Raw genomic sequence first — 403 nt, forward strand, 5'->3', positions numbered from 1 at the left:
GATGAACTGTGCTTCCAGTGGCAGAGCCGAAGCGGATAGGAAAATCCCTAGCGACAGAAAAACAATGATGATTCGATGATTGCATATGTACATTTGGTACCACCTGTAATTGAGCCAGTGGATACAGATTGTTACAACATTCAAATCTTATATTTAGTGATTGGTAGGAATCCTAGTCTTTTATGTTAAGAAATGATTGCCTATGGGGGTTGCGGTTAGAAATAGAAGCCAGAGTTTCTTCCAACCTTCATGACCTAATTTCTTTAAAGTCTTTCGATTATTTTCAAAAATACTGTCAATATTTGGATGAGAGTCAACAACTTTGCTGATGCTATCTTCACGTAACAAATGTAATGTTGGAAAAGGGGCACGGCCTACGAAATTGGTTATGTCGTCTTTCGTT

1 protein-coding gene is annotated in these 403 nt (G+C 38.2%); it reads right to left on the minus strand.

Annotation, left to right across the window (positions count from 1 at the left end; genetic code table 11):
- Nucleotides 1-180: 180 nt before the first annotated feature.
- Nucleotides 181-403: DUF1415 family protein (locus JWG41_RS16410; RefSeq protein WP_205270905.1), on the minus strand; the 223-nt coding region annotated here is incomplete at its 5' end.

This window comes from Leptospira chreensis (assembly GCF_016919165.1).
Classification (GTDB): domain Bacteria; phylum Spirochaetota; class Leptospiria; order Leptospirales; family Leptospiraceae; genus Leptospira_A; species Leptospira_A chreensis.